This window comes from Paenibacillus sp. JDR-2, assembly GCF_000023585.1.
Taxonomy (GTDB): Bacteria; Bacillota; Bacilli; order Paenibacillales; family Paenibacillaceae; genus Pristimantibacillus.
The window spans coordinates 5,266,525-5,287,715 of the sequence record NC_012914.1; the positions used below are offsets into that span (position 1 = coordinate 5,266,525).

General features: G+C 49.3%; 22 protein-coding genes. 6 read left to right on the forward strand and 16 right to left on the reverse strand.

Annotated features, from left to right (window positions below):
• Nucleotides 1-346: 346 nt before the first annotated feature.
• The 4 genes from PJDR2_RS23185 to PJDR2_RS33605 all read right to left on the reverse strand — a co-directional run bounded on the left by PJDR2_RS23185 (nt 347) and on the right by PJDR2_RS33605 (nt 2,119).
• On the reverse strand, nt 347-829 hold the full coding sequence (locus tag PJDR2_RS23185) for a hypothetical protein (RefSeq protein ID WP_150106550.1): 483 nt from the start codon (nt 827-829) through the stop codon (nt 347-349).
• Between the two features lie 131 nt (nt 830-960).
• Nucleotides 961-1,536: a manganese catalase family protein gene (locus tag PJDR2_RS23190; protein WP_015846156.1), complete on the reverse strand. Its 576-nt coding sequence runs from the start codon at nt 1,534-1,536 to the stop codon at nt 961-963.
• Between the two features lie 50 nt (nt 1,537-1,586).
• A complete protein-coding gene (locus tag PJDR2_RS23195; protein WP_015846157.1) occupies nt 1,587-1,850 on the reverse strand; it encodes a spore coat protein CotJB in 264 nt (87 codons plus the stop codon).
• 119 nt (nt 1,851-1,969) lie between these two features.
• Entirely contained in the window at nt 1,970-2,119 is a 150-nt protein-coding gene (locus tag PJDR2_RS33605) for a spore coat associated protein CotJA (protein ID WP_265525205.1), read from the reverse strand.
• Nucleotides 2,120-2,980: 861 nt separating this feature from the next.
• Between PJDR2_RS33605 and PJDR2_RS23205 the strand changes: the two genes are divergently transcribed.
• The gene (locus PJDR2_RS23205; protein WP_015846159.1) at nt 2,981-3,202 is read left to right on the forward strand and encodes a glycine zipper 2TM domain-containing protein; all 222 of its coding nucleotides are present in this window, start codon (nt 2,981-2,983) and stop codon (nt 3,200-3,202) included.
• Between the two features lie 123 nt (nt 3,203-3,325).
• Here the strand turns inward: PJDR2_RS23205 and ytvI are convergent, their stop codons facing one another.
• The 5 genes from ytvI to moaA all read right to left on the reverse strand — a co-directional run bounded on the left by ytvI (nt 3,326) and on the right by moaA (nt 9,480).
• Nucleotides 3,326-4,357 carry a sporulation integral membrane protein YtvI gene (gene ytvI, locus PJDR2_RS23210; protein ID WP_015846160.1) on the reverse strand — a complete coding sequence of 344 codons (1,032 nt, stop codon included), beginning with the start codon at nt 4,355-4,357 and terminating at the stop codon, nt 3,326-3,328.
• A 136-nt stretch (nt 4,358-4,493) separates the two neighbouring features.
• Nucleotides 4,494-5,639: a radical SAM/CxCxxxxC motif protein YfkAB gene (gene yfkAB, locus PJDR2_RS23215; RefSeq protein ID WP_015846161.1), complete on the reverse strand. Its 1,146-nt coding sequence runs from the start codon at nt 5,637-5,639 to the stop codon at nt 4,494-4,496.
• 132 nt (nt 5,640-5,771) lie between these two features.
• Entirely contained in the window at nt 5,772-6,890 is a 1,119-nt protein-coding gene (locus PJDR2_RS23220) for an HD-GYP domain-containing protein (protein ID WP_015846162.1), read from the reverse strand.
• Between the two features lie 129 nt (nt 6,891-7,019).
• Complete coding sequence (locus PJDR2_RS23225) at nt 7,020-8,459, reverse strand: bifunctional metallophosphatase/5'-nucleotidase (RefSeq protein WP_015846163.1); 1,440 nt, start codon at nt 8,457-8,459, stop codon at nt 7,020-7,022.
• A 19-nt stretch (nt 8,460-8,478) separates the two neighbouring features.
• Complete coding sequence (moaA, locus tag PJDR2_RS23230) at nt 8,479-9,480, reverse strand: GTP 3',8-cyclase MoaA (protein WP_015846164.1); 1,002 nt, start codon at nt 9,478-9,480, stop codon at nt 8,479-8,481.
• Nucleotides 9,481-9,580: 100 nt separating this feature from the next.
• Between moaA and PJDR2_RS23235 the strand changes: the two genes are divergently transcribed.
• Both PJDR2_RS23235 and PJDR2_RS23240 read left to right on the forward strand, forming a co-directional pair.
• Nucleotides 9,581-10,330: a molybdenum cofactor biosynthesis protein gene (locus tag PJDR2_RS23235; protein ID WP_015846165.1), complete on the forward strand. Its 750-nt coding sequence runs from the start codon at nt 9,581-9,583 to the stop codon at nt 10,328-10,330.
• Between the two features lie 138 nt (nt 10,331-10,468).
• Nucleotides 10,469-11,533 (forward strand): HD-GYP domain-containing protein, encoded by a 1,065-nt coding sequence (locus PJDR2_RS23240; protein WP_015846166.1) that lies wholly within the window; start codon nt 10,469-10,471, stop codon nt 11,531-11,533.
• 155 nt (nt 11,534-11,688) lie between these two features.
• On the opposite strand, the gene sufB is transcribed toward PJDR2_RS23240, so the two are convergent.
• The 6 genes from sufB to PJDR2_RS23270 form a co-directional block, all read right to left on the reverse strand.
• Entirely contained in the window at nt 11,689-13,086 is a 1,398-nt protein-coding gene (gene sufB / locus PJDR2_RS23245; RefSeq protein WP_015846167.1) for a Fe-S cluster assembly protein SufB, read from the reverse strand.
• Nucleotides 13,087-13,117: 31 nt separating this feature from the next.
• Complete coding sequence (gene sufU, locus PJDR2_RS23250; protein WP_015846168.1) at nt 13,118-13,543, reverse strand: Fe-S cluster assembly sulfur transfer protein SufU; 426 nt, start codon at nt 13,541-13,543, stop codon at nt 13,118-13,120.
• Nucleotides 13,530-14,756 (reverse strand): cysteine desulfurase, encoded by a 1,227-nt coding sequence (locus PJDR2_RS23255; protein ID WP_015846169.1) that lies wholly within the window; start codon nt 14,754-14,756, stop codon nt 13,530-13,532. Before PJDR2_RS23255 ends, sufU begins: the two co-directional genes overlap by 14 nt.
• Complete coding sequence (sufD, locus tag PJDR2_RS23260; RefSeq protein WP_015846170.1) at nt 14,753-16,060, reverse strand: Fe-S cluster assembly protein SufD; 1,308 nt, start codon at nt 16,058-16,060, stop codon at nt 14,753-14,755. Before sufD ends, PJDR2_RS23255 begins: the two co-directional genes overlap by 4 nt.
• 25 nt (nt 16,061-16,085) lie before the next feature.
• Nucleotides 16,086-16,865: a Fe-S cluster assembly ATPase SufC gene (gene sufC / locus PJDR2_RS23265; RefSeq protein WP_015846171.1), complete on the reverse strand. Its 780-nt coding sequence runs from the start codon at nt 16,863-16,865 to the stop codon at nt 16,086-16,088.
• Between the two features lie 159 nt (nt 16,866-17,024).
• Nucleotides 17,025-17,627 (reverse strand): DUF1802 family protein, encoded by a 603-nt coding sequence (locus PJDR2_RS23270; protein ID WP_015846172.1) that lies wholly within the window; start codon nt 17,625-17,627, stop codon nt 17,025-17,027.
• Between the two features lie 198 nt (nt 17,628-17,825).
• Between PJDR2_RS23270 and mtnK the strand changes: the two genes are divergently transcribed.
• Together mtnK and mtnA are read left to right on the forward strand one after the other, a co-directional pair.
• Entirely contained in the window at nt 17,826-19,040 is a 1,215-nt protein-coding gene (gene mtnK, locus PJDR2_RS23275; RefSeq protein ID WP_015846173.1) for an S-methyl-5-thioribose kinase, read from the forward strand.
• Nucleotides 19,041-19,072: 32 nt separating this feature from the next.
• Nucleotides 19,073-20,131: an S-methyl-5-thioribose-1-phosphate isomerase gene (gene mtnA / locus PJDR2_RS23280; protein WP_015846174.1), complete on the forward strand. Its 1,059-nt coding sequence runs from the start codon at nt 19,073-19,075 to the stop codon at nt 20,129-20,131.
• 58 nt (nt 20,132-20,189) lie between these two features.
• On the opposite strand, the gene PJDR2_RS23285 is transcribed toward mtnA, so the two are convergent.
• Nucleotides 20,190-20,495, reverse strand: coding sequence for a YunC family protein (locus tag PJDR2_RS23285; RefSeq protein WP_015846175.1), 306 nt, complete (start codon nt 20,493-20,495; stop codon nt 20,190-20,192).
• A 172-nt stretch (nt 20,496-20,667) separates the two neighbouring features.
• On the opposite strand from PJDR2_RS23285, the gene PJDR2_RS23290 reads away from it, so the two are divergent.
• Entirely contained in the window at nt 20,668-21,180 is a 513-nt protein-coding gene (locus PJDR2_RS23290) for a hypothetical protein (RefSeq protein WP_015846176.1), read from the forward strand.
• Nucleotides 21,181-21,191 lie beyond the last annotated feature (11 nt).

Here is a 21,191-nt window from a genome sequence, read left to right on the forward strand (position 1 = left end):
CTACAATCTTTTCAAGTTCCCCTAATTTTTTTTGATAACTAGTTAATTTTTGAGTCAAATCGACCTTTAAGGAAAGTTCTTTTGCCTTTTTCTTACCTTTACGAATCAAATTAATAAGAATTGATTGGTTAATGTAACATGATCCAGAATTTTCTTTCCCGCCTTCGAGTAGCTTCAGATAATTTCTTATTCAAGTACTTTACAAATTCTATGTACCTGATTATTCGTTAAGTGATTGAACTATGCTGCCCTTTACTTCAATAAAACCGGCAGCGGATCTCTGATCTGCTGCCGGTTTATTGTTTTGGACTAAAGTTCCCAGATAGTTTAATGCCTTAATCAATCACTAATCCCAAAAATTAAAGATTATATCCCCGACTGTTTTAGGTTTCCAATGAAAGATTTGGTTTAGTTCGGCCTTATTAAGGCTGTTTTCGTTTAGCACGGTTTGAGTTCTTTCTTCGAGTATTACTCGTTGATTAAGCACGAATACAGGCAGTACCCTAAATCCAGTGCTAAAGGAATTTACATCATTAGAAAGTGGGTCATCAATATAGTCAATATCGAAATATCGAACTGAAGAAGCAAATGCAACGAAGGGATAGGAACTGTTTAACAGGATGTAAGTGCTTGTGCTCTTGTTTTCCCAGCCAAGCTCTACTTTATAAAAGTTCTGTGATACATGTGGTTCTTCAAAGGATAAAAGCTTCCCATTAGAATAACTTGCCAACGTGTAACAAAGTCTTTTGAATTGTAACGAATCAACCCTTGTTCTATCATCGACTGGGAATCCGGATATACCGTCCAAAAGCAATACTTCCATCACCACCTCTAATTTCTTCTTCCACCTTACAGACGCTTAATTTCGACATATATTGGAACTAACCTGCCCGTTAGCGTAAAAAAAAGCAGCCGATATCGGCTGCTACATGCTATTTCTAGGTGATCTTAATTTCTGAACTACACCTTGAATACTTTCTTGGTGCCCCAGTCGGACTTTATCATCTCAACCGCTTCCCTGAACCTCAATGAGTGAACGATCTCTCGCTCACGCAGAAACTTTAAGCTGTCTTGCAAATCAACGTCATCCGTCATATCGATCAGCCATTGATAGGTGGCACGTGCTTTCTCTTCAGCCGCAATATCCTCGTATAGATCAGCGATTGGGTCGCCTTTAGCCTGAATATAAGCCGCAGTCCACGGAACCCCGGAAGTATTCACATACATCATTCCATTATCATGATTAACGTAATTTTCTCCAAGTCCCGCTTCCTCGAGTTGTCTTGGCGTTGCATCTTTCGTTAGTTTGTACACCATTGTAGCGATCATTTCCAAATGTGCAAATTCTTCTGTGCCTATATCCGTTAATAGCCCTATGACTTTATCCGGAATCGAATACCGCTGATTTAAATACCGCAGTGCAGCCGATAATTCGCCATCTGCCCCACCATATTGCTCAATTAAGTATCTGGCCATCCTCGGATCACATTTGCTTACTCTTACTGGGTATTGCAGCTTCTTCTCATATAACCACATCCGTTTGACACGTCCCCTTTCTCAAGTGGAAATACGGGCTTAATCCGTTATTACACCTGCCACGGCCATGGGCTTTGAGACCACTGCCAAGGATAATTTGAGAAGCTGTTCCCGAATTGAAGCATTGGCCCGTATAGGCTTTCAAACGCCTGCCTGCATTGATGCTGCTGCATTGCAAGCTGATTAAACTGCTGAATCGCCTGTGCGTCATGCGGATGGGTGTCCAAATATAAGGTCAATTCTACCAGGGCAAAACCTATTGCCTGAAGCTCTTCCAGCTTGCTGTAGTATTGTTCGTCCAGAACAATGCTCAAGAAAATCAACCTCCTCAAAAGAATTGCGAAGCAATTCTTACTTCGAAAGCATACACCTTAAGAATTGTCACACATTTGGCCGTTTTCTTAGCCATTTGTGATCATTCTTACTTCGAATATTACAAGTAAAACTTGGATTGATAAGAGCTGTACAATGCCGGCCAGAGTGTCCCCCGCCTTAATGCCTCATGAATAGGGTACTGGGGCAGCCCCTGCGGCTGATACGGGATGAATAGGTTAGGCGGTACGACATAGGTTTTTAGCTTCATCGGCGGACATGGATCGCATGGACCAATAAAAGGCTCATACACATGGACCTGATTAAGCGGGTTTGTGTTATTCGCGGTCTTGTACCCCTTATTTTCCTTACCCAATGCCATATTCTCTACTGCCGCCATATTAGGCATAGGGGCATTATTAGCTGCAGCCGCAACATTTTCCGCATTAGCTGCACTAGCCTCTGCATTAGGTACGTTTGCAGCGTTTGCAGCATTCGCAGCACTTGGGGCACTGTTCACAGCCTGAGCAGCCATATTACCGTTGTTCTCCACGCGGTCATTACTCTCGGTGGTCATACGGATATCCCTCCTGACAATTAGACATCTCCTAATAACTGTATGCCAGCAGGGCTTTTCCCCATTATTACAATAAAAAAAATCCGGCAGAATCTGCCGGGAATCTTATATTTAATGTTCAAAGTTCAACAAACATGAGCACATATGAATATCGTCAAATTCGACCATAGGTATCGTAAATTCGCAAAGCGCGCTTTATGTACCCTCGTCAATATGGTAATGCCATTCTAAGCCGCTATCCGATTATTCTAAAGATATTCAGGATATTCAGTACATTGGCGGATCCAAAGAGCGAAGGAGCATCTAACGGCGAGACTGAAAACATGCCGACAGAACACGTCTCAGCCAAGGTACAGTCTTTCGTCGCATCAGGATCATTATTATCAAGGTCATTGCTGAGTTTCACTGGAAATTAGATAATCCGGAATAGGCATAAGCGTTGCGCCATTCCGGACTGTTTTACAATAAAGAATTTTTCAACCAGGATGGGGAAAGATACGATAAGAATGTCGTTACAGTGTAGCTTCATTCCTAAAATCATAGGGGGTGGGACATATGACTAATCACAATGACCGCGATCGACACGATTCTGACCACAACAATACAGCTGGAGTTGGAAAAACAGCAGGCACAGTAGGCGGCGGTGTTGTTGGTGCTGTTGCGGGTTCTGCTTTAGGACCTGTAGGAACGGTTATAGGCGGTATCGTCGGCGCAGCATTAGGCAATAAAGCTACGGATGCTATTGAAGATAGTGGCGATGATTCACACCGAGAATAATATCCATATACCAACCATCAATTAAATTGGTAAAAGCAGGGCGTAGAGAAATTCTTCGCCCTTTTATTATTGTCCTTGGCGTACTATCCAATAAAAAAATCCGGCAGAATTTGCCGGATCACGTTATAGCTTAATATTAATTTTGAACAAGCCTGCTTTGCGGATCGCCATGTAGATAATAACAACCAACGGTCCAAGAAAGACCCCGATTACGCCCACCAGCTTAAAACCAACGTACAAGCTGATCAATGCGGACAACGACCCGATCCCTACCGAATCGCCCAGAATCTTAGGCTCTACGATACGGCGGAATACCGTCATGAACAAGAACAGGATGTAGAGTCCAATCCCGGCATACAAGTCACCGGTTATCACCAGATAAGTTCCCCATGGGACAAGCACCGTACCTGTGCCCAGAATTGGCATAATATCCACGATTACGATAAGAAGGGCAATCGCAAGCGGATATTTGATATCCAGGATAATCAGACCGATTAACGAGAGGATGTAAGTAAGTGCACTCAGAATAATTTGCGAGCGAAGAAAGCCAAAGATCGACTTTTTCAAATTATCCAGCACTTCATTTACTTGCGGCCTTGATTTCTCCTCGAACAGCGTCAGGAACGTATCTTTCATCGTATTGAGGCTGAACCCAAACATGTAAACCGCAACCAGAAAGACGATAAAGAAAATGAACATGCTCGGAATCCCGGAAGCAAAAGAAATAACGGAGGACGATAATGAGCCTACCATACCCGTGAGTGACTTGCTCATATCGGTCAGCCAATTCTCGATCTGGCCTACGGTATCCGGAGAGAAATTCGCATAAAGCGATCTTGCATTCTCAACTAGATCGGTTACGTATGTACTTGCATCCCCAACATAGTTAGGGACTTTCTGCGCGAAAGCGATCAGCTCCGCGACTACCTTAACTCCCAGCAGTGCCATTAATCCAATTAAGATCACGGTAAACAAACTGCTTGAAATCGTAGAAGCTACGAGACGGTTGGTCTTAAGCCGGCGGATTAGAAACTGAGTCAGCGGCTCCAGGAAAATAGCGACTACCAAAGCAAGCAGGAACGGCGCCCCAACCGTAAATAGCAGATACAAAAGGAACAGCCCAAACGCAACCATGACTAGCGTTTTTATCGACACTTTAACGATACCCTCCTTTCCTCTGGAAAAGTTTGCGAGCCGTTATGTAAGCGGGGCTATGACTTTCGTAAGAGCTTCGTCCACTATCAGCATACGCCCAATTACGAAAGTAATGTCCCCTTTTCTATCCGCGGATTTAAAGAATTGCTTTCTTCTGGTGGAAATCCTCATCCTTATAATACATGTCTTTCACCAGAAGGTTTGGACCGCAGCATGCGGCCGCCGGACAATGGCAGTTCACGCTTCTTGCGAGCTTATGGTCAAGCCAGCGATCAAACAATTGGTCCAGCTGCTCATCATTAATATTGCCAAATGCAGGCACATCAGAGAAGTCGGTTACAAATACTTCACCGGTAAAAAGATTCACATTCAGACGGTTACGGCCATCCGGATCATTGCGCACCGTCACGTTCGGCTCCGAAGCCAGTCTCGACAAGAGCTTCCGTTCCTCCGGATTGTCGCTGCATTGATAGAATGGCAAGGTCCCGAACAGCATCCATACGTTCTTGTCTCTTGTATCGAGCAGTCTGCTAATCGCCCGTTGCATATCTTCCTTCGACAAAACCGGGAGATCCTTCGCGAACGAGCTTGGATACATTGGATGCACCTCATGGCGCTGGCAGCCCATCTCGATAATCAGCCGGTGAATCTCTTCAATCTGTTGATGGGTCCGGTAGTTGATCATCGACTCGGCGGATACAAGAACACCCGCATCGCTCAAACGCTTGGCATTATCAATCATCCGGTCATATAGCTTGGCAGCCGCTTCGCGGGATACCGCATGACCGGCCTTAGCGAAGCCAATCTGGTGGAAATCGTCCGCATTCGTGTAATTGAACGAAATATGCATCACATCCAAATAAGGAGCGAGCTGCTCATAACGGCTGTAAGGCAGCGTGACATTCGAATTGATCTGCGAACGGATGCCGCGGCTTCTGGCATATTGAAGAAGCGGAACCATATACTCTTTCACGGTACGGTCCGAGAAAGAAGGCTCACCGCCCGTAATGCTTATAGTCTCCAAATGCTTCACTTCATCCAGACGTTTAATCATCAGCTCCAGCGGAAGCTTAGCCGGCTCCGACATCACAAGCGTATCGCCTACGGCGCAATGCTCGCAGCGCATATTACACAGGTTGGATACGGTCATCTCGACACTGGTCAATGTATGGCGTCCATATTGCTGCAAGGATCGGATCGGGTCCCAAGGATCATTAAGGGGAGATAATGGCGTGAGGGAATTATTTTTCAAAGCAAAATCTATCGCGTTCACTAATTTCATTGATATCAGCACCTGACTTACATGGTTAAATTGGGTATAGCTTATACCATTGTAATGTTCGAAGGGGAATGAAGCAAATGGAAATAGGTATAAAAAACGAAAAAAGAGGCCAAGCAGCCTCCTTTTCTCCTATTATATTCCCGAGGCTAAACCAACATTCGACTGCTCGCCGTTTACGCTGACAATCATCGTGCTGAGCTGCTTCGATAAATCAACTTCGTAAGGTACAGCCAGTTCTTCGCCCGCTTCGTTGTAGAGCAGTCGGATAATAGGCCGATGTGGGTACGAATGGTTGAAATCGACCACAACTCCGGTCTCGCCAGTATGAATCTTTACCGTTATCCCGATCGGATAAATAGCCACCTTGTCTCTGAAGAGCTGCACCATATGCTGCTCATACAAAGTGCCGGTGCCGGCATACAGCAATTCAATTGCTTGATGAGGCAGCATAGGCGCACGGTATACACGGTTTGTTGTCATCGCGTCGTAGGAATCAACCAGGCCGATCCACTTGGCAAAATCATGGATTTCGTCCCCTTTAATCCCGCGCGGATATCCGCTGCCGTCAACCCGTTCATGATGCTGGAAAGCACAATGCGCTACAATTAGCGGCATATTAGGTTCATCCTTCAGAAGCTCGAATCCGATTTTGGCGTGATTGCGCATCATTTGGAATTCATGATCGGTCAATGATCCCGGCTTTTTCAGCACGTCCATCGGGATTTGCGTCTTCCCTATATCATGAAGCAATGCTCCCATTCCGAGCTTCATTAATTCATCCCTTGAATATCCGTGGGCAGAGCCCAGCAATGTCGTGTATACACAGACATTCAGCGAATGCTGATAGAGATATTCATCGACAATCCCCATGTTCATCAGCATAATCATGGCATCTTTATGATTGGACAAATCATCAATAATCATATTCATGATCTGTTTAAAAGGCTGTGCGATGTACGGGTAAGGAGCGCCTTTTTTCTGCTTCGGCAAATCCATCATCGCACGGAAATTCGTCTTGATCTCCTTTAAGGCGAGACTGATCGTATTTTCGCTTATAATTTCCGGAACTACGATATCATCCGTCCTCGGATCCTTAATAAACACATAATGAATACCATATTGTTCCAGACGGAAAATATGGCGACTCGTTAATTCCATGTTTTCTCCCAAGAGGACGAGTCCGTCGCCCGAGAAAATCTTTTTGGCAAGTCTCATGCCAGGCTGGCATTGCGATATGGGTACCAAGCGCATGTTCCTGATCCTTCCCCTTAACAAAACGGTGTCTATACTAACAGAAAAGACTTATACATTCTATATTCGGTCAAAACTAGCCGTATTGTTAATGTAAGGTATAAATTCACGCTTGGCAACCATTTTATACTAAAAATTCGACAATATTCTCCATCTTTCTTGGTGGCATGCCGTAATTCCATGCCCTTCCCTCAGCTCTGCAGCCAGAAGATCCCGGATAAATTCGGGCAGATAGTAGGACACCTCCGTCGCCTGTCCCAGCGACAAATAGCCGATATGGAACGTAAACATATCGATACAGCCAACCACGTATTCACGCTCATCGGAGAGCAGCTCGCCGTTAACATGAATCGACACGATTCGATGCAGCTCCGGAAGGGACGGATCATATTCGACCTCTATGCCGTCAATCGCAAGCGTCCCGAGCACCTCGCCGCGGAAGCCGTAGCCTTTGATCGGCATGCCCGTGAAGGAAGGCAGCAGCGCCTCTTCCAGCGCTGCCCGGATATTCGCGCCGCTGAGCAGCATGCGGCATGGATTAATCGGCGACGGACAGAGGGCATGCAGCTGCCCCTCTGTCACGTCGCCCTGCTGCAGGCCGCCTAGCAGCTGCCCCGTGTTCACGATGCCGATCTCGGCATCGGCATGGCGGCGCAGGCCGGCGGCCAGCAGGTTCCCGAGCGGCGATTCCCGCTCGGGGAGGGCGGGCAGCGGCGCATCCAGCCGGGCAATTACCCGGCTGAGCCGCCGCTCGCCCGCCTCGCGGTAGCCGCCGATAATCGCGGCGGCTGCGGAATGCTCCGCATAGGCGGCCATCGGCACGCATGCTGCGCGAATAATGGGGCGCTTCGCGCTCTCGTCAAGCTCGAGCTCGACGCGTCCGATCTGCTCGCCGTATTTCCCGGCGGCGCAGATTGAGGTGCCGCCGATAACAAGCGGCTCCTCAAGCAAATGATGCGTATGTCCGCCCATGATCAGATCGATGCCCGGTATTTTTTCCGCCATCTGCTTATCGACGTTAATCCCGAGGTGGGACATCACGGCTATCACGTCTACCTGATCTCTAAGCCTCCTCACTTCTTCCCCAATGGCTTCAAACGGATCGGTCAGATCCCAGCCTAGGAGCTCGTAAAAGTCCGTATAACGGGCCGTAGCGGCGACGAGACCAATCCGGATGCCATTCTTCTCCATAACCGTGCTGGGCAGCAGCCATCCCGGCAGCTTTCCGCTTTCAAGCTCACGCATATTGGCGCCAAGAATCGTGAACTTCGCCTCGCGGTATACCCGCTCAAGAGTATCCTTCGAATACGTCAGGCCTTCGTTATTGCCAAGCGTCACCGCGTCATAGCCTGCCGCATTCAACAGCTCGACATTCACCATGCCGTCGCTGCCCTCGGTTTCCAGCCGGATGCGGTCCATATGATCGCCGATATCCAAGCAGAGAATACGTTCGCTGCCATAGGCGGCACGCTGCTCCTCTATATAAGACATTATTCTTGCTGCGTTCTCGAGACGGCTATGAATATCGTTGCTGTGCAAAATTAGGATTGATCGATTTGAGAATGTCATGCCTGCCTCCTCCGGTTCTTTACCCGCCAATTTGAGACATCCGGCGATCGGTTGGCGTATGGGACAACGCCTCATTCGCCAGCTTAGCCGCCATTTCATGATTTTCAGGCTTCAGATCCATTGCCTTGTAGAAAATGTCGCGCATCGCTTCCGGATCGCCAAGCGCCGCTTTCACATTCAGCTCATCGACCCAATACAGGCAGGGCTTCATCGAACCGTCTGCCGTCAGGCGCAGCCGGTTGCAGCTCTTGCAGAAATGATCGCTGACCGGATGAATAAGGCCAAAGGATCCCTTGCCGCCTTCCATCTGCCAATCATCGGACGGGCCGTTTCCTTTTACGTTCGTACGCCTTGCAATCGCGTAGCCTTCGCGTTCTGCCGTATCCAGCACATGAGACAGCGGCAAATAATGGTTGCGCCAATTATCGTCCGCATGGCCAATCGGCATATATTCAATAAATCGGACATGCATCGGCTGTTCGTAAGCCAGCTTCAGGAACGAAGCGATTTCGTCCTCGTTAATTCCTTTGAGCAATACGCAATTCAGCTTAATCGGAGCAAGACCAGCCCTGCCGGCCGCCTCAATCCCCTCAATTACCCGTTTCAGCTCGCCGCGGCGGGCAATAAACTTGAACCTCGCGGGATCAAGCGTATCCAGGCTTATATTCACGCGGTTCAAACCCGCAGCCTTTAAAGCTTCGGCGTATTTGCCAAGCAGCATGCCGTTTGTCGTCAAGGCGATGTCCTCAATGCCCGGAATCGCCTTCAGCCTGCGGATCAGACTATCCAGGTCCGGGCGGATAAGCGGTTCGCCGCCAGTGATCCGAAGCTTGGTAATGCCAAGCTCCGCTGCGGTCTGAACGACCTCCACAATATGATCATAGCTGAGCAGATGACTGGCGTCAGCGAATTCCATACCTTCCTCAGGCATGCAGTATAAACAACGCAAATTGCATCTATCCGTAACCGAAATACGCAAATAATCGTGTTCTCTCCCGAAACGGTCCAACAATGGGGGCATGCCTCTCACTCCTTTTCTCTTCTTACTAGAATAACATTTTTCACATGAATATGGTATGCTAATACGGAGTTCACCCTTAAGCGATGAGAGGTTATATAACATGGCATACACTTGGAAAATCCAGTTATTCGCCGGGCTTTCCGACCGATTCGGAAGCCCGGTTATTCAAATAGAGACAGACACTCCCTCGATGACGGTAGCGGCCCTCAAGCAGGAGCTCGCCAGCCGTTTTCCGGAGCAGGCAGATCTTGTGCGAATTTCGTTTGTGGCTTGCAATCAGACTTATGCCTCCGACGATACCGTTATTCAAGCATCGGACGAGCTTGCGGTCCTCCCTCCCGTCTCGGGCGGAGAGCCGGAGGAGAACGAAGCAGAGGGATCGGAATGCTCCTCTTCGGACGGCCGCTACGTCATTACGAAGCAGACGATCACCTCGGATGAAGTACTCGCAAAAGTCATTGTGCCCGAACATGGCGCAGCGATTGCTTTTGTTGGGACGACGCGCGAATGGACCAATGGACAGCGCACGGTCCGTCTGGAATACGAAGCGTATGCGCCTATGGCCGTACGTACAATGGAACAGATTGGCGTGGAGCTTGAAGAACGCTGGCCAGGCACGCTAACGGCGATTTCCCACCGGATCGGTGTTGTTGACCTGGCAGAGACCAGTGTCGTTATCGCTGTTTCCTCCCCCCATAGGGATGCCTGCTATGAAGCAAGCCGGTATGCTATCGAGAGATTGAAGCAGATCGTTCCAATCTGGAAAAAGGAAATCTGGGAAGATGGTTCCGAGTGGAAAGGGCACCAGCAGGGAAGCCCATGGAATCCGATTGATTCCTTATCCAATTAATGGATGGAAAACTGGAGAGTGGTGCTAAACGTATAGGACAATAGTCATGTTTTCGCATCCCTCTTATTGCCATTGCATTCATTCATTGTTACTATTATTTCATATATTCTGTACATAATTTACTATAGAGGTGCAACGATGAGGCTGCATATTTCAGATTTAAAAGAGGGAGATATCCTGCTTAAGGACACCTTTAACGGATACGGCCTGCACGTTTTGTCCAAAGGTACCGTCCTGGCGCAGAAGGATATTGCGAAGCTGTTTCAGCATCAAGTTGACTATGTTGACATTGAGGACCGGCAGACTACAGAGCAACCTATTCATCGTACGCTTGAGACTACCGTAAATCCCAAATGGCTGCCCAATGTGCGGCCCGATTACGAGAATGCCGTCAAAGGCTTCCAGGGTTTGTTCCAGAAGGCAACGGACGGCGGGGTCGTAAAGCAGGACGAGGTCGCAGCCGCCTTCCAGCCTCTTCTTAAAAATTTCCAAATGGAGCGCGATGTTGTCTCCATGCTTCTTCTGTTAAATACGGCTGATGATTATACGTATCAGCATTCTGTACAAGTGGGCATGTTATCTTATTACTTGGCCTCATGGCTTGGTTATACGGAAATGGAAGCGCTTGAAATTTCGAAATCCGGCTATCTCCATGATATCGGCAAGAGTAGAATTCCTTCCAGCATTCTGAACAAGCCCGCCAAGCTAACCGACGAGGAATTTGAGGAAGTAAAGAAGCATACGCTTTACGGCTATGATATTATTCAACAATCGTTTGAGGACAAATCGGAAATAATGGCGGTCAGCGCTCTTCAGCATCATGAACGCAATGACGGCAGCGGTTATCCGCATGGCCTGCGGGGAGACGAGATTCACCCGGTAGCCAAGCTCATTGCCGTCGTTGATATTTACAGCGCTATGATCTCCGAACGCGTCTACAAGAAAAAGCGCGACTTGTTCTTTGTATTAAAGGAACTGTACAAGATGAGCTTTAACGAGCTCGATGCGCATACGACCCATACGTTTATCAAGCATATGATCCCTAACTTTATCGGCAAAAAAGCCGTCCTCGAATCCGGCGAAGTGGGAACGATCGTCATGACCCATCCAACCGAATTTTTCCGCCCGCTTATTCAAACGGGTGAACGGTTTATCGATCTTACCGTTGACCGGGAGTATGAGATCAAGGAAATTATTTTCTAAAGGAATAACTGTCCGTCGAGAACGCCCGTCCAGGTTGGACGGGCGTTCTCGTTTTTTGCATATTTTCACATAAGGCAAGATCACTCACACTCCTGCCTCCCCTCCAAAATAAAAATACGTGCCCGAGAATCTCGGACACGTATCCAAACCATTTATTAACCGATCGAGCCTTCCATCTCAAACTTGATGAGACGGTTCATCTCAACCGCGTATTCCATCGGGAGCTCTTTCGTGAACGGCTCGATGAAGCCCATTACGATCATTTGCGTCGCTTCCGCTTCGGACAATCCGCGGCTCATCAGGTAGAACAGCTGATCCTCGGATACCTTCGATACGGTTGCTTCGTGCTCAAGCGTAATGTTGTCGTTCATAATCTCGTTGTAAGGAATCGTATCGGATGTCGATTCGTTATCGAGAATGAGCGTATCGCATTTGATGTTGGATTTCGATCCTTCGGAGTTGCGTCCGAACGATGCGAGACCGCGATAAGTTACTTTACCGCCATGCTTACTGATCGACTTCGATACGATCGTCGAAGTTGTGTCAGGAGCCAGGTGAAGCATTTTCGCGCCTGCGTCCTGATGCTGGCCTTTGCCTGCAACGGCGATGGAGAGAACCATGCCTTTTGCGCCGCGGCCTTTCAGGATAACCGCAGGATATTTCATCGTCAGCTTGGAGCCGATGTTGCCGTCAACCCATTCCATAGTCGCATTTTCTTCTGCAACCGCACGTTTTGTAACGAGGTTGTAGATGTTCGGCGCCCAGTTCTGGATCGTTGTGTAACGGCAGCGAGCGTTCTTCTTAACGAGAATCTCTACAACCGCGCTATGCAGCGAGTTCGTGCTGTAGATAGGTGCTGTACAGCCTTCTACGTAGTGTACGAAGCTGTCTTCGTCGGCGATGATCAGCGTACGTTCGAATTGGCCCATGTTCTCGGAGTTGATACGGAAGTAAGCTTGCAGCGGAACTTCGCATTTCACGCCTTTCGGAACATAGATAAAGCTGCCGCCGGACCATACCGCGCTGTTCAGAGCGGCAAATTTGTTGTCCGTACGAGGAATGATCGTGCTGAAGTATTCTTTTACAAGGTCCGGATATTCGCGAAGCGCCGTATCCATGTCCGTGAAGATAACGCCTTGCTTCTCCAGATCTTCCTGCATGCTGTGGTATACGACCTCGGACTCGTATTGAGCCGATACGCCCGCGAGGAACTTTTGCTCCGCTTCAGGGATACCCAGCTTATCGAAAGTTTCTTTAATCTCTTGCGGTACTTCTTCCCATGTCTTGCCTTGTTTCTCGGATGGCTTAACATAGTATTGGATATCGTTGAAATCCAGATCAGCCATGTCCCCGCCCCAGTTAGGCATTGGCATTTTGTTGAATTGCTCCAGCGATTTCAGACGGAATTCGAGCATCCATTGCGGCTCATTTTTCATCTCGGAAATCGTGCGAACAATCTCCTCCGTCAATCCTTTACCGGATTGGAAGACCGCTTTATGCTCATCACGGAAACCATATTTATAATCTTCCATTTCGGGCATTGTCCCTGCCATGGTATTCACGCTCCTTAATTAGTCGATCGTATTAAACCTGCTTCTGCTCGATCCCCTTGCGCAGGGCGTTCCACGCCAGCGTCGCGCATTTGATCCGCGCGGGGAACTTATTAACCCCTGACAAGGCTTCGATATCTTCGTTCTCTTCGAAGTCGACATCTTCGCCCTTCATCAAGCCGGAGAATCGTTCAGCAAGCCCTAACGCCTCTTCGTAAGTTTTGCCTTTAACAGCTTCCGTCATCATTGAAGCGGAACTTAAGCTGATGGAACAGCCTTCCCCGCTGAACTTTGCATCGATTACTTTGCCGTCCTCGACTTGCAGCTGAAGGGAAATGCGGTCGCCGCAAGTCGGATTGTTCAAGTTGATGGTGACAGCATCGGTATTCAATGTTCCGCGGTTGCGTGGATTTTTATAATGATCCATGATGACTCGACGATATAAATCATCCAATTGCATCCCCGAAGAACTCCTTTGTCCGGATGAGACCTTCCGCCAAGCGGTCAATCTCTTCCTCGTTATTGTATAGATAAAAGCTTGCTCTCGCCGTTGCCGAAACATTCAGCCAGCGCATCAGCGGCTGGCAGCAATGATGGCCTGCTCGAATCGCAATGCCGTAAGAATCAAGTACTGTCGATACGTCATGAGGATGAATGTCCCCGAGATTGAAGGTAACCAGACCAACGCGGTTCGCTTTTGGCCCGTAGATCGTAATATCATCGATCGTGGACAATTTATCATACGCGTAGGCTGCCATTTTTCTCTCATGCTTATCAATCTCATCGATACCTATCTGCTCCAGGAAATCGATCGCAGCGCCTAGTCCCACAGCGCCCGCAATAATCGGCGTACCGCCCTCGAAGCGGTACGGCGCTTCTTTCCAAGTGGATTCATACAAATCAACAAAGTCGATCATCTCGCCGCCGTACTCGATCGGCTCCATGTTCGACAACAGTTCTTTCTTGCCGTACAAAGCGCCAATACCGGTCGGGCCGCACATCTTGTGACCGGATAATCCGTAGAAATCGCAGTCCAGATCCTGTACGTCCACCTTCATGTGCGGCGTGCTTTGCGCACCGTCTACAACCATGACTGCACCGTTGCGATGGGCGATAGCCGTAATTTCCTTAATCGGATTTACGACGCCAAGCACGTTGGATACGTATGTCATCGCGACAACCTTCGTATTTGGCGTAATGGTCTGCTCCGCATCTGCCAGCGAAATCGTGCCATCCGGTTGAAGAGGGATAAACTTCAAAGTCGCTCCCGTCGCTTTGGCTGCCTGCTGCCATGGAATAAAGTTGGCATGATGCTCCATCTGATTAATGACGATCTCATCGCCTTCTTTGCAAACGCTGCGGGCATAACTCGATGCGACTAGGTTAAGCGCCGTCGTTGTACCTCGTGTAAACACGATCTCTTCCGCCGACTTCGCATTCAGAAACTTGGCTACCTTCTCCCGTGCGCCTTCGTAAGCATCCGTCGCCCTTGAACCAAGGGTATGAACGCCGCGGTGCACATTGGAGTGATCCAGTTCGTAATAACGACTAACCGCATCAATGACGGAACGCGGCTTCTGGGAAGACGCCGCGCTGTCGAGGTAAACGAGCGGATGCCCGTTTACCTGCTGATGCAGTATCGGGAATTGCTCCCTTACCGCTTCTATATTCATCCTTCAAGCTTCCTTTCGAGCAAACGCTGAAGCTGCTCGCGTACCGCATCAATCGGAATCTCCGATACGACAGGCGCCAAGAATCCGTAAATAATCAAACGCTCAGCGTCTTGCTTGCTGATTCCGCGGGACATCAGGTAGTACACCTGTTCCGGGTTAACTTGGCCTACGCTCGCCGCGTGGCCTGCTTTAACGTCATCTTCGTCAATCAGAAGAATCGGATTGGCGTCACCGCGTGCTTTCGGGCTGAGCATCAGAACTTTTTCCGTTTGCACGCCGTTAGCTTTCGTAGCGCCTTTCTCGATTTTCGTGATGCCGTTGATGATGGCTGTAGCATTGTCTCTCATAACCGCGCGAGTAACCATGTTGCTCTCCGAGCTGCGGCCGAAATGCGTCGCTTGCGTCGTAAGGCTCATTTTTTGGTCGCTGCCGCCAATGCTGATTACTTTCGCATCCGAATTCGAGCCGTTGCCCTTCAGCACGGACACTGTATCGGATACCGTATAGCCGTCGTTCAGGTCGCCGATTACCCATTCCATTTGGCCGTCATTCTCAATAACCGCGCGGCGGAGCGTCATATCAACGCCGTTGTCAGCCATATGATGAATGGAACCGAAACGAACATGCGCGCCTGGCTTCACGAATACTTCCACGATCGAATGATGAACGAATGGCGCATCAATCGAACCAGGTTCGGATACGACGTAATCCACGTAAGTAACCGAGCTGTTGCTTTCCGCAACGATCAGAATGTGCGGAGCAAATGCAGCGTCCGGCTTGTTATTGAACAATACCGCTTGGAGCGGAAGCTCAACTTCAACATTCTTAGGCACGTATACGAATACGCCGCCGTTCCATAGTGCTGCATGCATGGCAGTCAGCTTGTTCTCGCCCGCGGATACCGCTTGGAACAAATATGGTTTAACGAGATCCGCATGCTCTTTGCATGCCGTCTCGAGATCCGTCAAAATAACGCCTTTAGCGGCAAGCTCTGCAGACAATTGCTTCAGAACCGCGCTCGAGTTGTGCTGAACAACGATATTCTCCGTACCTTCAGCTACCAGCTCGCGGACTACTTCCGGCAGTTCGGCAACCGAACCTACCGCTTTCCCTTGCTCATAAGCTCCGACGGCTGTCAAATTCCAGCGGTCGATGCGCATTTTCTCCGGCTTAGGCCATTCCAATGTGCCAGCCAGCTCAGCCGCTTCACCGCGAAGATCGACGAGCCATTGCGGTTCGCCTTTGCTGCGTGCAAGCGCTTCGGCCGAATGACGGTCCGTCGGAGTCGTTAATTGTGTACTCATCCCGTTATGCTCCCTTCTCCGCCGATTAAGCTTGGCCTACTGTTTCGTCAACAATGCCGAGTTCTTCTTTAACCCAATCATAGCCTTCGTTCTCAAGACGCTCTGCAAGCTCCGGACCACCGGATTTCACGATGCGTCCTTGCATCATAACGTGTACGAAGTCGGGCGTGATGTAGTTCAGCAAACGTTGGTAGTGAGTAATGATCAGGAATCCGCGGTCTTCGGAACGCATAGCGTTAACACCGTTGGATACGATTTTCAGCGCGTCAATGTCAAGGCCGGAGTCAATTTCGTCAAGAACAACGATTTTCGGCTCAAGCATAGCCATTTGAAGAATTTCGTTACGTTTTTTCTCGCCGCCGGAGAAGCCTTCGTTCAGGTAACGGTGAGCGAACTCAGGGTTCATCTCAAGCTCCTTCATTTTCTTTTCCATTTGACGGATGAATTTGATAAGCGAAATTTCGCTGCCTTCTTCACGGCGTGCGTTGATTGCGCTGCGCAGGAAGTCGGAGTTGGTTACGCCAGGAATCTCGCTAGGATATTGCATCGCAAGGAACAGGCCGGCGCGTGCTCTCTCGTCAACGCTCATCTCCAGCAGGTCTTCGCCGTCAATCGTAGCGGAGCCTTCTGTTACTTCGTATTTCGGGTGACCCATCAGCGCGGACGCAAGAGTACTTTTACCAGTACCGTTAGGACCCATGATCGCATGGATTTCTCCGCCCTTGATTTCAAGGTTAATGCCTTTCAAAATCTCTTTTCCTTCGATCTCTGCTTTCAGGCCATCGATGACAAAATGCGTTGCCATAATATACTTATCCCTCCAAGGTTGGTAATCGGTTTTTAGGCTCATCCCTATAAAAGCTTTCCAAATGGGAATATTATAGAGTGATTCTCATTGATTCTCAATAATTATTTTATTATAAGTTTTGTTATTAATCAATGCGGGAACGTCCATGGGCTGGATTTAGGAGCCTTCTGAAATATCTCTTCCTATTAATGCTTGTTTGATTAATTCCACTTGCTGATTGAATTGCTCATCCGGCATTACGGGTGTCATAATCGGCTGCTGCATCCCCTCATCCAGTTTTACCCAAGATTTGCATCCGTTATAAGCGGGCTGCATCGGCAGCTCTACCGGTTCCTCCAGTCGGTACACTCTCAGCAAAAGCAAATGCAGCGGCTTCGTGCGCTTCCATTTGAGCCGCTCCTCGGCGAACGTATCCGTCCAGATGTGGAAATCCCTTATCCGGTCCAAGGTTTCCTGATCCGTAATCTCGATATCCTCTACCGCTTCCGCGTAGGCGTTCAGCTCCATGGACGGCATGTCGGGCGACCACCCCTGCATGGTACCCTGTATCTGCCCCTGATAAGCCTCCTTCAGCAAATGCTCCTTCTGATGCTCGTATGCGGGCATTAAATAGAAGCCTTTGCTCACCAGCTGAAAATCCCGCGTCTCCTCGATAATCCCGCCCTTGCGCATAACAAGAATAAGATGCCCCTCCCGCAGTGCTTTTACCGTGACGGCCCATTCCTTAAGCGCGACCGGCTCCCGTTCGTTATTCGACATTACAGGACCCCCTTCGAATATAAATGTTGATTCTTCTTGCTCTATAGAGCTTCCACTCATTGCCCGCTTGTCCTTAATCATGTAACATTATATCATTTGGAGGTATTCCAAGGCGAAATAATATCCGCTATACTATGTTGAGGAGTTTACTAGGCATTAAGACGCCTTTTCAAATACGAAACCGGAGGTGGACGAACCATGTCTGCTTATCATGCATTAACCGAACAAGAAGCGATTGAGATCGCAGGCGGCATCGAAGGCTTTTTCCCTGCAGATGCTAAGCTTAACTGCCGTGAAATCGGCGACGGGAACTTGAATCTCGTCTTCCATATTACCGATCCGGCAAGCGGCAAAAGCCTCATTATGAAGCAGGCCCTTCCTTATGCGAAGGTTGTCGGCGAATCCTGGCCGCTGTCCCTTGACCGCGCCCGGATCGAGAGCGAGTCCCTGATTCTTCAGAACAAGCTTGCTCCTGGCCTGGTGCCCGTTGTATACCGGTATGACGCCGAGCTTGCGCTTACGATCATGGAGGATCTGAGCGATCACCTGATTATGCGCCAAGGTCTTGTCAAAGGCATTCGTTATCCGAAATTCGCGGAAGATATTTCAACTTTTATGGCAAATACGCTGTTCTTCACCTCGGATCTCGGCATGAACCAGCAGGATAAAAAGCAACGCGTTAAAGAGTTCATCAATCCGGATTTGTGCAAAATAACGGAAGATCTTATTTTCGACGATCCGTATACGGTGTCTTCCAATAATAATATTGAACCAGCCATTGAAGATGCTGCCGCAGCGCTCCGCGAGGATAAAGCTCTTCATCTTGAAGTTGCTCTGCTCCGCGAGAAGTTCCTGACAAGCGCGCAAGCTTTGCTGCATGGCGATCTGCATACCGGAAGCGTCTTCGCTACACCGGAATCAACAAAAGTCATTGACCCTGAATTTGCTTATTATGGCCCTATCGGCTTCGATATCGGCGCGGTTATCGCGAATCTCCTGCTGAACTATGCGGGACAAGGCCACTGGATTCCGGATGAGAAGGAGCTTGCCGATTTCCGCGGCTACCTGCTCGAGACTATCCGCGATACGTGGACCAAGTTCGACCAGAAATTCCGCGCTTTGTGGAACGAGCATGGCGTGGACCGCATGGCTAACGAAACACCGGGCTATCAGGATCTGTACATGAGCCGTCTGCTTCAGGATGCGATCGGTTATGCCGGCTGCAAGGTTGTACGCCGCATCGTTGGCCTGGCGCATGTTGCCGATATCGATACGATTCCGGATGCGGCCGCACGCGAGCGCGCGCAGCGTCTTGCCCTGGAAATCGGTACTTCCCTCATTCATCTGAACCGCCGCGCGGTATCCATTGAACAAGCCATTGATGTTGTTCTGACTGCCGAAGCTAAGCAGTAACAGCCATATTGAATCAGGAGAGGATTTACAACATGACTACAGAAAATTATGCTGGCCTGCAATCCGTCATCTGGCATGACGATAAGCTGGATCTGCTCGACCAACGGCTGCTGCCGGAAGAAATCGTTTATCTGCCGCTCGTAACGCAAGAAGATGTATGGGAAGCCATTCGCCACCTGAAGGTTAGAGGCGCACCGGCTATCGGTATTTCCGCCGCTTATGGCGTTGTGCTGGGAAGCCGCGATGCGAATTCCGCTGAGGAATGGCTCGCGGATGTACGCAAAGCTGCAGAGTATCTGGCTACTTCCCGCCCTACTGCCGTTAATCTGTTCTGGGCGCTGGACCGGATGAAAGCACGCGCTGAAGCTCTGGCTTCCGAAGGCCGCTTGCTCGAAGCTTTGAAGCAGGCCTTGCTGGATGAAGCCATTGCCATTCAAAGCGAAGACGAAGAAACAAACCGCCTGATCGGCGAGCATGCGTTGTCCTTGTTCCAGGACGATATCGGAGTGCTCACGCATTGCAACGCAGGCGGACTCGCTACGGCGAAATACGGTACTGCGCTTGCGCCTTTCTATCTGGCCAAGGAACGAGGCATGAACATCCGCGTATTTGCGGACGAGACTCGCCCGGTTCTGCAAGGCGCTCGCTTAACGGCGTTCGAGCTGCAGCAAGCAGGCGTTGACGTTACTCTTATTTGCGACAACATGGCCGGTCATGTCATGTCCAAAGGCTGGGTAAACGCCGTAATCGTAGGCACGGACCGTGTTGCCGCCAACGGCGACGTGGCTAACAAGATCGGCACTTACAGCGTTGCCGTACTGGCGAAAGCCCATGGCATTCCGTTCTATGTAGCCTGCCCGCTCTCGACTATCGATCTGAATACCCCTACGGGTGCTGAAATTCCAATCGAAGAGCGCAGTGCGGAAGAGATTACGGAAGGCTTCGGCAAACGTACCGCTCCGCAAGGCGTGAAGGTCTACAACCCGGCCTTCGATATTACGCCTAACGAATACGTAACGGCCATTATTACGGAGAAGGGCATTATCGAAGCGCCTTTTGACGTCAACCTTAAAAAGCTGTTCGAGCAATAACACAATTAGAGGCAGTCTCCTTGGGCGGGAGGCTGCCTCTTCGTTTGGCACTCGAGTGCTATATCATTAAGCGGAGTGCATCTGCGCCATTCATCCCGACAGCGATGCCAAGCGTTTCCGCAGTAGTTGTTACGGATTCAAGAGGCGCCGCAAGCAGTTCCTCCAACGTTTTTACGCCAACTGCTCTACCCGCGATTATTTCTCTATCTTTCAGCCGATCGTTAAGCAGCCCCACATCAAGCGCGCCGCACATGATATAACCTCTATCCGTGGAGATCGCAAGCAGGGTTGTTTTCGGCAGCTTCACCTCAACGCCAAGCGCAGTAATACCGTCCCCAAGGGGTACGGGAACCATTCTCATCATTTTGGACACCTCCTTCACTACAGGCCATGACAGGTCAGTTCGAACCGCAACAACATTATATGCAGAAGCTGCAAAGCAGTGTTGGTTTACTTGCTTATTTTTAGGACTATGTGTCCAACCTTTTTGATGATATATTTATAAAGATATTATTAATTCTTAGTCCGGAGGAACTATGAAACCAACACAACCGGCCCGCACAAACTCATACGTATTCCAGGTTGAATTGCTCGTTGAAGGGGACAGCAACGCTGCAGCCTTGGAGAAGCTTTTGAAATCGCTTAACCAAGGTGCTTACGCCGACTATCGCATACTTAACGGCATTCAGCTCGGACAGCTTATCGATCAACGAAAAACAGAGTTGCCCGGCAGTCAGCCGGTTCCTGTACCTCGGGCTGCGAAATCAGCTGCTCCTGCCGCTCCGGCGCCTGTACCTTCTACCGCTTCCGTCGCTTTTGTCTCTTCTGTCGTTCCCGCATCCAGCAATGGACTCGATTCCATCCGGGCTTTCATGAAAAGCAATAAATTGATTCGCCTCATTGTTAACAAAGGACTTGGAATCAAGCTCAGCATCCCTTGCCGCATTCTAAATATAGACGAGGAAGGAAATCTGATCACGGTCTATCACGTGGACGAGAAGCAGGTCTATACGTTCAGGCTTAATGAGATCGAGGATTTCCAAGACTAATATGAAGAAGC